We start from the raw sequence: 9,065 nt of genomic DNA, 5'->3' as shown, positions 1-9,065 counted from the left end.
TCTGGCGTCGTGCGAGCTCCTCGAGGATTGCTTGGCGGAGGGCCTCTACGCTCGGGGTGGTGGTCTCGGCAAGCTCGACCACCGGCTCGACCACCGACTTGTAGGTGATGTCGGCGTCGTCGCGGCTCGCCCCGCGGGCAACCGTCTCGTAGGCCTTGCCGACGTACGGCTTGAGCGCGTCGACGAGGGCGAGGCGCTGGGCGAGGATCTCGGCGCCGGTGCGGGCGAGGTGATCGTCCCAGACGGCCAGCGTGGCGAGGGCACCCTCGCGTGCCGAGCCCCGGGCGAGCCCGGCGGTCTTGAGCAGCGAGTTGCGCTGCTTGAGGACGCGGTCGTAGTCGCTGCGTACGCCTGCCAGACGGGGGCTGCGCAGGATCATCAGGTCGTCGAGGAAGCGCCTCCGGTCGGAGGGGTCGCCCTTGACGAGGGTCAGGTCCTCAGGGGAGAAGACGACGGTGCGGACCAGTCCGACCAGGTCGCGGGTGCGGGGGAGCGGGCTCCTGTTGATCCGGGCCTTGTTGGCGCGGCCGGCGTTGATCTCGACCTCGAGCGTGGCGGTGCGGCCGTCGCGGACGACCGCGGCGCGCACGACGGCCTGGTCGGCACCGGCCCGGACCAGCGGGGCGTCGGTGGCGACGCGGTGGGACTGCAGGCGGGAGAGGTAGTCGATCGCCTCGACCAGGTTGGTCTTGCCCTGGCCGTTGCGGCCGACGAACGCGGTCACACCGGCGTCGAGGGGGACCTCGACGTTCGGGTAGGAGCGGAAGTCGTGGAGAGAGAGGTGTGAGACGTACATCGTGTTTCCTCTCTCGTTAAGGTGCCTGCATGACCCAGTCTCCCAACCCTTACGGCCCGCCTCCAGGGCAACCCGCCTTCGGCGGGTCGGCCGGGCCTTTCTACCTGTCGGTGATGGGCCAGGTCCACGGGCCCTACCCGGTCCAGCAGCTCGCTCAGATGGCTGCCGCCGGGCAGATCAAGTCGGACACCCCGGCCAGTCTCGGCACCGACCAGCAATGGTTTCCCGTGAAACAGATCCCGGGCGTCTTCTCGAGCCGGGAGTGGCTGATCACCCTGCTGCTTTCGATCTTCCTGGGTTCCTTCGGCGTGGACAGGTTCTACGTCGGGCAGATCGGCCTCGGCATCCTCAAGCTGATCACCTGTGGAGGCTTCGGGATCTGGACGATCGTCGACATCATCCTCGTCGCCGTGCGAAAGTTTCCCGATGCCGACGGCAAGCCCCTCTCCTGACCTGCGTCAACGCGCCGCGGCGGTGAGCTCCACGGAGGTCACCGCCGCCATCGGCGTCGGCGGGGTCGTCATCGCGGCGCTGCTGCCTGCCGGCGGCATCGAGGACGGCCCGGTGCTCTGCCCGTTCCGCGCGCTCACCGGTCTGCCCTGCCCCGGCTGCGGTCTGACCCGGTCGTGGGTCTACCTGATGCACGGCGACATCGGCTCCTCGCTGGCGAGCAACTGGTTCGGACCGGTGCTCATCGTGGCGATCGTCATCCTCGCCGTGGTCTCGGCGCGTTCCCGCATTTCCGGGAAACGCCCCGCTGACCTTGACAAACTCGTGAAGAACCCGGTCGTGCTCGGCCTCTTCGCACTCTTCGTCGCCTATGGCGCCGTCCGTCTGGTCCTCACCATGACCGGAGTCATCGACCCCATCTGACGGGTGGTCGAGCCGGTGGTCGAGCCTGTCGAGACCACCGCGCCGAGGATCAGGCCTCCGACTCCGAGATCACCGCGTGCCCGCCGAAACCGTTGCGCATCGCGGCGATCGCCTTCATGGCGTGGTCGTCCTCCTGCCGCGAGACGAACCGCGCGAACAGCGAGGCCGAGATGGCCGGCATCGGGACGGCGTTCTCGATCGCGGCCTCGACGGTCCAGCGGCCCTCGCCCGAATCCTCGGCGTAGCCCTTGATCTTGTCGAGGTGCTCGTCGGCGCGCAGCTGGTCGACGAGCAGGTCGAGCAGCCAGGAACGTACGACCGTGCCGGTGCGCCACGAGGCGAAGATCTCCGGGACGTTGTCGACAATGTCGACCTTGTCGAGGAGCTCCCAGCCCTCGGCGTAGGCCTGCATCATCGCGTACTCGATGCCGTTGTGGACCATCTTGGAGAAGTGGCCGGCGCCGGGGGTGGTGCCGCAGTGGACCAGACCGTCCTCGGTGCCGGACGGCTTGAGCGCCTCGAACGCCGGCATCACCTTGGCGGCGTCCTCCTTGGAGCCGCCGTACATCAGCGCGTAGCCGTTCTGGAGACCCCAGACGCCGCCGGAGACGCCGCAGTCGACGAAGCCGATGCCCTTCTCGGCCAGGCTCTCGGCGTTCTTGGCGTCGTCGGTGTATTTCGAGTTGCCGCCGTCGACCACCAGGTCGCCCTCGCCGAGGAGCTCCTTGAGCTCGGCGATGGTGGAGCGGGTCGGATCGCCCGCCGGCACCATCACCCAGACCACCTTCGGGCTGGGCAGCGCCTCGACCATCTCCGCGAGGCTCGCCACGTCGGCGAGGTCAGGGTTGGGGTCGTATCCGACGACGGTGTGACCAGCCTCCCGCAGGCGGGTGCGCATGTTGCCACCCATCTTGCCGAGACCGACGAGTCCGATGTCCATGCAAGTTCCTATCCACAGGTGGTCGAGCTTTTCGAGACCACCTTAATGAGGGAGCGAATCAGGAGAGCAGGCGGCGCGGCATCAGCAGGTAGCGGAAGCCCGGCTCCTCGCCACCCTCGGCCGGCTTGCCGCTGATCACCACGGGCTTCGGGGCCTGGGTGAACGCGAGCTCGACGACCTGCTCGTCGATGGCCTGCAGCCCGTCGAGGAGGAACTGCGGGTTGAACCCGGTGGTCAGCCCCTCGCCCTCCATGGTCGCCTCGATCGACTCGGACGCCTGGGCCTCGTCGCCGGAACCGGCGTCGAGGGTGAGCACGCCGTCCTCGAAGACCATCTGGACCGCGGTGTTGCGCTCGGCGACCAGGGCGACGCGCTTGACCGACTCGACCAGCGAGGCCTTGTCGACGAGCGCGGTGGTGAGGTGCTCGGCCGGGAACAGGCTGCGGACCTTCGGGAACTCACCGTCGAGCAGGCGCGTCGTCGTGCGGCGTACGCCACCCGCGGCCGCGCCCTCGAAGCCGATGATCCCCTCACCGGTGCCAGTGGTGGACAGCGCGAGGGTGACCTCGCTGCCGCTGGTCAGCGACTTGGCGGTGTCGCCGAGCACCTTCGCCGGCACCAGCGCGGCCAGGCTCTCGTCGGGGGTGGCCGGGTTCCACTCGAGCTCACGGTGGGAGAGGCGGAAGCGGTCGGTGGCGAGCAGCGAGATCGTGGAGCCCTCGATCTCGAGCCGCACGCCGGTCAGCACCGGCAGCATGTCGTCACGGCCGGCGGCGGTCACGGCCTGGGCGACGGCGTGGGCGAACAGCTCCGACTTCACCGTGCCGGCCGCGGTCGGCATCTCCGGCAGCGTCGGGTAGTCCTCGACCGGCATCGTCTGCAGGCTGAAGCGCGCGCTCCCGCAGGTGAGCGAGACGCGGGCGCCATCGGTCACCATCTCGACCGGCTTGGCCGGGAGGCTGCGACAGATGTCGGCGAGCAGCTTGCCCGAGACCAGTGCCTTGCCCTCGTCGGCGACCTCGGCCGACAGCGTCGCCCGCGCGGAGGTCTCGTAGTCGAACGTCGAGAGCACCAGGCCCTCGTGACCCGCCTCGATCAGGAGGCCGGAGAGCACCGGGGTGCTGGGGCGTACCGGAAGGCTGCGGGCAGCCCAGGCGACGGCATCCGCGAACACGTCGCGGTCGACGCGGAACTTCACGATGACCTGTCCTTCTTCTAACTCGACATCGGGGCGTATGAGGACATGTGGCCGGGGAAGGGAGACGACACCGGCTTCCGGAACGCCCCCGCGTTGACATGACCTGGAGTACGCATCCTGCCACGGACCGCCGACAACCGGTAAGCGCTCAGCGGTGTCGGCTCTTCACAGGCCTGCCTGTGCGCTCGAGCCCTCGAGCGGGTTGTCCCCAGGGAGGGGCGTTCGTGGAATTTCACCGAGGATCCATGGACATAAATAGTTTCGTACGTCATAAGAGCATCTGTGGGAAATGTGGATGAGGTGCGTTGTCGCTGGTCAGCCCGGAAAATGTCATTCCACAGGGGATGTGGACGCCCTGCTGAAATGACGCACGTCACTGTGGGCTGTGGAGAGTTGTCGGCCCGTTCCGGTGTTTTGTGCACAGGCCATCCCCTTTTCCATCCCATTTGAACCGCCGTTTCTCCACAGGTTCCACCCAGCCTGTGGGCTGTGGACAACCCGGGAAATCTCGTCCTGTGGGTTTTGGAAATCCCAAAACGCGAAACGGCCGCCGCCCCGGACGGGGTCGACGGCCGCGTACGGCTGCTGGTCGGCTAGGCCTGTCGGGCCTGCATCTTGACGCGGTTGGTGAGCTCGGAGACCTGGTTGAAGACGGCTCGGCGCTCGGCGAGGAGCTGGTTGATCTTCCGCTCGGCGTACATCACGGTGGTGTGGTCGCGGCCTCCGAAGTGCTTGCCGATCTTGGGCAGGGAGTCCTCGGTGAGCTCACGACACAGATACATGGCGATCTGGCGGGCCATGACAAGGTGACGCCCACGCGAGGGCCCGGTGAGCTCGTCGATCGACAGCCCGAAGTAGGCAGCGGTCTGGGCGATGATCAGGCCGGCGGTGATCTCGGGCTCGCCGCCCTCGGGGATCAGGTCCTTGAGCACGATCTCGGCCAGGGTCAGGTCGACGTCTTGGCGGTTGAGGTTGGCGAACGCCGTCACCCGGATCAGCGCGCCCTCGAGCTCGCGGATGTTGGTCTGGATCTTGCTCGCGATGAACTCGAGCACGTCCGGCGGCGCGGTGAGCCGCTCCATCGCCGCCTTCTTGCGGAGGATCGCGATGCGGGTCTCGATGTCGGGCGGCTGGACGTCGGTGATCAGACCCCACTCGAACCGGTTGCGCAGCCGGTCCTCCAGCGCCTCGAGCCGCTTGGGCGGGCGGTCGGAGGTGAGCACGATCTGCTTGTTGGCGTTGTGGAGCGTGTTGAAGGTGTGGAAGAACTCCTCCTGCGTCTGGGTCTTCCCCTCCAAGAACTGGATGTCGTCGATCAGCAGGACGTCGACATCGCGGTAGCGCCGCTTGAACCGGTCCTGCCGGTCGTCGCGGATCGCGTTGATGAACTCGTTGGTGAACTCCTCCGAGCTGACGTAGCGCACCTTCGCCCCGGAGTAGAGGCTCCGAACGTAGTGACCGATCGCGTGCAGCAGGTGGGTCTTGCCCAGCCCGGACTCCCCGTAGACGAGCAATGGGTTGTAGGCCTTGCCCGGCGCCTCGCTGACCGCGACCGCGGCCGCGTGCGGGAACCGGTTGGAGGACCCGATGACGAAGGTCTCGAAGGTGTACTTCGGGTTCAGCCGGGTCTCGAGGACGTTGTGGCTGGGCTCGCTCGCCCGCGTCGGTGGGCCGGGCACGAGCTGTCGCGGCGGGGCCGGCTCTTCGACCGGCGCCACCGGCGGCACCGGGGGATTTGTCGACAAATCGGCATAGTCGGGACGTACGTCCTCATGACCCGTGGGCGGAGCGGGCTGCGGCGCAGGCGGCGGCGCGAGCGGACCCTGCGGTCCTGCGTAGGCGGCGGGAGCCGGCTCTCCGGGTGGCTCGGTCGCGGCCGGGACGCCTGGGATCAGGCCCGGCGGGGTCGTCGGGTAGACCGACTGGTGCGGGAAGGCCGCCTGGTTCGGGAAGGCGTTCTGCTGCTGGAGGGCCGCCGCGGCGGCAGCATCGGCAGCGGCGATCTCCCGCTCGGAGATCATGATCGCCTGGGTGTCGGGGTCGGGGGTGACCTCGATGTCGGGGTTGACGGTGACCGCGATCCGGATCTCGCGCGCGAAGATCTCACCGAGCGACTTCTCCAAGGTGCCGCGCAGGCGGCCCTCGATCTGGTTGCGGATGAAGTCGTTGGGGACCTCGACGATGGCGGTCGACCCGTGCAGGGTGAGTGGCTCGCTGTCCCGGAGCCAGGCCCGCTGATTCGGCGGAAGCTCGGCGACCACCCGCGTCCATGCGGACTGGAGATCTGGCTGTGGTTCTGGCGCGAGGCCGGAGTGCTCCACAGATTCCTGCCTTCCCTGATGGCTCGGGTGGTGGTCGGTATTGATGCAGCCTGGATCGGTGCAGCGGTCTGGTCTACATCCTCCACAGACTTTTCCACAAGCTGTGGAGCATCCCCGAATGTAGGCATCGGAGATCAACCGAGACACGTCGCCGTCCTCGAGAATCCGACCGTTCCGGCAGGTCAGGTGGGAAAAATAGATCCCAGCGTGGCATCCCCCCGAATGCGGCCGACGCTCCTGACGATGTGCAGGGAAACCTCGGTAGAGGACGAAGTTACCGGCTGGCGACCGTCACGGGCAACCCGTCCTCCACAGGTGGAGGGATAATCACAGAGGTGTGATAGGGCGCGAGTTTGACCGTGGTTTCGCCGTCCACGTACCGTTGCTAGGTCCGTCGAATCTACGGGCGCCGCATGTCCACGCCTTGGTCGCCGAGGCGCGGACGGGCGGTGTTTGTTGAAACGGCCCGCCTGGAACCACCGAGGGCGACCCCATCAGACCAGCCGGAAGAGCAGCCGGCCCCACACAACTAAGGAAGCACCCCGTGAGCAAGCGTACTTACCAGCCGAACAACCGCCGCCGTCACAAGACGCACGGTTTCCGCCTGCGCATGCGCACCCGTGCCGGCCGTGCCATCCTCGCGGCGCGCCGCCGCAAGGGTCGCAAGAGCCTGACCGTCTGAGGCCCCGGCCTCAGCCACCACGCGCGTGCTGCCACGTCGTCATCGACTGATCGATTCGTCGGGCTTCAAGGAAGCGGTACGACGAGGCAAGCGCGCGGGCTCGAAGAGCCTGGTGGTCCACCTGCTCGTCCCCGGCACCGGCAGCGATGTCGCCCGGGAGAGCGATCCGCAGGTGGGCTTCGTGGTGAGCAAGGCCGTCGGCCCGGCCGTCGTCCGGAATCGTGTGAAGCGCAGACTGCGTCATCAGGCCCGGGAGTCCCTGAGCGGACTCCCGGGCTCTGCTGTGCTTGTGGTCCGTGCGCTTCCCGCGGCCGCTGACGCGACGTACGACGACCTCGGCACCGATCTGAGGCGCTGTCTGGAGCGAGTGCTCCGATGACGACGGCAGTCCGCGTCGTACGTGGTGGTCTCGACAAGCTCGACCATCTCGTCGCGTCCGTGCTGATCGGGCTGCTCCATGTGTGGCGGACCCTGATCAGTCCGCTCTACGGCGATGTGTGCCGTTACTACCCGTCGTGCTCGGCGTACGGACTCGAGGCCGTCAAGACGCACGGCGCCTGGCGTGGGAGCTGGCTGACGGCGCGCCGTCTGGCCCGCTGTGTCCCCTGGGCCAAGACGCGGGGCTTCGATCCCGTACCCACGCGCCAAGAAATGCGAAGAGACCCTGAAGACCCTGTCCGTGTAAGTGCGGACTCCCCAAACCGAGGAGCCTGATCCGTGGGAGCCATAGGCGATCTGTTCGGATGGATCGCAACACCGCTGTATTACGCCATCTCGGGCATCCTGCTCGTGTGGCAGAAGGCGTTCGCGTACTTCATTCCGTCTGAGGGTTGGCAGTGGGCGCTGGCCATCGTCGGCCTGACCGTGACCATCCGCGCGCTGCTGATCCCGCTGTTCGTGAAGCAGATCAACTCCAGCCGCAACATGCAGCTGCTGCAGCCGAAGGTCCGGGAGCTGCAGAAGAAGTACGGTCACGACCGCGAGAAGCTCGCCAACGAGACCATGAAGCTCTACAAGGACTCGGGCACCAACCCGTTCGCGTCCTGCCTGCCGCTGCTGCTGCAGATGCCGATCTTCTTCGTGCTGTTCCGGATGCTCGAGCACGCCTCGGACGGCGTCGGCAAGGGCTTCCTGAGCGATGAGGCCGCCCATGAGTTCGCCACGTCGACCTGGCTCGGCTCGCTGCTCTCGGACCAGTTCACGACGGCCGACCACACCAGCACCTACTTCCTCACCGGGTTCCTGGTCGTGGCGATGATCGCCACCACCTTCCTCACCCAGCGCCAGCTGATGTCGAAGAACATGCCGCCCGACGCCATGACGGGTCAGTACGCCCAGCAGCAGAAGCTCCTGCTCTACGTGCTGCCTGTCGTGTTCGCCGTCGGTGGTATCGCCTTCCCGGTCGGAACGATCCTCTACTGGACCTCCTCCAACCTGTGGACCATGGGCCAGCAGTTCTACGTGATCCGCAACAACCCCGCGCCGGGTACGCCGGCCTTCGACGCGAAGCAGGAGCGCGACAAGGCCAAGCGCCGCAAGAAGGGCCTGACCGACGCGGAGATCGACATCGCCGAGGCCAACGAGGCGGAGACCGAGAAGCGTCCGGCGCAGCGCACGCAGCCCAAGAACCAGACCCGGAGCCAGCGGAAGAAGGCCGGCACGACCGCCGGTCGCTCCACGACCCAGAAGAACGGGGGAACCAAGTGACGACCCAGGACGTGAGCGAGACCGTCGACGCGGTCACCGACGAGACGCGTCTCAAGCAGCTCGAGCAGGAAGGCGACATCGCGGCCGACTACCTCGAGGAGCTCCTCGACATCGCTGACCTCGATGGCGACCTCGACATGGACGTCGAGGGCGACCGTGCTGCCGTCTCGATCGTCGGTGGCGACCTGCAGCAGCTGGTCGGTCGCCACGGTGAGGTCCTGGACGCGCTCCAGGAGCTGACCCGCCTTGCCGTCTACCGCGAGACCGGCGAGCGGTCCCGGCTGATGCTCGACGTCGGCGGCTACCGCGCCAACCGTCGCTCCACGCTGATGGCGCTCGCCGAGGAGACCGTCGCGAAGGTCAAGGAGTCCGGCGCCCCGGTCTCGCTGAAGCCGATGTCGCCGTTCGAGCGGAAGGTCGTCCACGACGCCGTCGCCGCCGCCGGCCTCACCTCGGAGTCCTCCGGTGTGGAGCCGCGACGCTACGTGGTCGTCCTGCCTGAGTGACGCTGACGCAAAGAGATCGCCCCTCGTGCCCGTGTGGCACGA

The 9,065-nt window shown here is 67.4% G+C and carries 11 protein-coding genes; 7 read left to right on the top strand and 4 right to left on the bottom strand.

Features of this window, described 5'->3' with window-relative positions:
* Nucleotides 1-796: DNA replication/repair protein RecF (gene recF / locus ACFVJS_RS23545; protein ID WP_378885577.1), on the bottom strand; the 796-nt coding region annotated here is incomplete at its 3' end.
* A 29-nt stretch (nt 797-825) separates the two neighbouring features.
* Here recF and ACFVJS_RS23540 point away from each other — a divergent pair.
* Complete coding sequence (locus tag ACFVJS_RS23540) at nt 826-1,248, top strand: NINE protein (protein WP_378885575.1); 423 nt, start codon at nt 826-828, stop codon at nt 1,246-1,248.
* Nucleotides 1,223-1,669: a DUF2752 domain-containing protein gene (locus ACFVJS_RS23535; RefSeq protein ID WP_378885573.1), complete on the top strand. Its 447-nt coding sequence runs from the start codon at nt 1,223-1,225 to the stop codon at nt 1,667-1,669. The genes ACFVJS_RS23540 and ACFVJS_RS23535 overlap by 26 nt, the downstream gene beginning before the upstream one ends.
* Before the next feature lie 49 nt (nt 1,670-1,718).
* On the opposite strand, the gene gnd is transcribed toward ACFVJS_RS23535, so the two are convergent.
* From gnd to dnaA, 3 genes are all read right to left on the bottom strand, one after another.
* A complete protein-coding gene (gnd, locus tag ACFVJS_RS23530) occupies nt 1,719-2,609 on the bottom strand; it encodes a phosphogluconate dehydrogenase (NAD(+)-dependent, decarboxylating) (RefSeq protein ID WP_378885571.1) in 891 nt (296 codons plus the stop codon).
* Between the two features lie 58 nt (nt 2,610-2,667).
* Nucleotides 2,668-3,807: a DNA polymerase III subunit beta gene (dnaN, locus tag ACFVJS_RS23525; RefSeq protein WP_008355535.1), complete on the bottom strand. Its 1,140-nt coding sequence runs from the start codon at nt 3,805-3,807 to the stop codon at nt 2,668-2,670.
* A 593-nt stretch (nt 3,808-4,400) separates the two neighbouring features.
* Complete coding sequence (gene dnaA, locus ACFVJS_RS23520; protein WP_378885569.1) at nt 4,401-6,068, bottom strand: chromosomal replication initiator protein DnaA; 1,668 nt, start codon at nt 6,066-6,068, stop codon at nt 4,401-4,403.
* A gap of 604 nt (nt 6,069-6,672) precedes the next feature.
* Between dnaA and rpmH the strand changes: the two genes are divergently transcribed.
* The 5 genes from rpmH to ACFVJS_RS23495 are packed head-to-tail and all read left to right on the top strand — an operon-like array spanning nt 6,673 to nt 9,023.
* The gene (gene rpmH / locus ACFVJS_RS23515) at nt 6,673-6,810 is read left to right on the top strand and encodes a 50S ribosomal protein L34 (protein ID WP_165112704.1); all 138 of its coding nucleotides are present in this window, start codon (nt 6,673-6,675) and stop codon (nt 6,808-6,810) included.
* A 25-nt stretch (nt 6,811-6,835) separates the two neighbouring features.
* The gene (gene rnpA / locus ACFVJS_RS23510; protein WP_378885566.1) at nt 6,836-7,189 is read left to right on the top strand and encodes a ribonuclease P protein component; all 354 of its coding nucleotides are present in this window, start codon (nt 6,836-6,838) and stop codon (nt 7,187-7,189) included.
* A complete protein-coding gene (gene yidD, locus ACFVJS_RS23505; protein ID WP_378885564.1) occupies nt 7,186-7,524 on the top strand; it encodes a membrane protein insertion efficiency factor YidD in 339 nt (112 codons plus the stop codon). The genes rnpA and yidD overlap by 4 nt, the downstream gene beginning before the upstream one ends.
* Nucleotides 7,525-7,527: 3 nt before the next feature.
* Nucleotides 7,528-8,517, top strand: a complete 990-nt coding sequence (yidC, locus tag ACFVJS_RS23500) for a membrane protein insertase YidC (RefSeq protein WP_378885563.1) — start codon at nt 7,528-7,530, stop codon at nt 8,515-8,517.
* Between the two features lie 11 nt (nt 8,518-8,528).
* Nucleotides 8,529-9,023, top strand: coding sequence for a protein jag (locus tag ACFVJS_RS23495; RefSeq protein WP_378885579.1), 495 nt, complete (start codon nt 8,529-8,531; stop codon nt 9,021-9,023).
* Nucleotides 9,024-9,065 lie beyond the last annotated feature (42 nt).

The organism is Nocardioides sp. NPDC057772 (genome assembly GCF_042798075.1).
GTDB lineage: Bacteria > Actinomycetota > Actinomycetes > Propionibacteriales > Nocardioidaceae > Nocardioides.
Note: the sequence above shows the minus strand (reverse complement) of the source record. Positions and strands in the feature narration are given on the sequence as shown.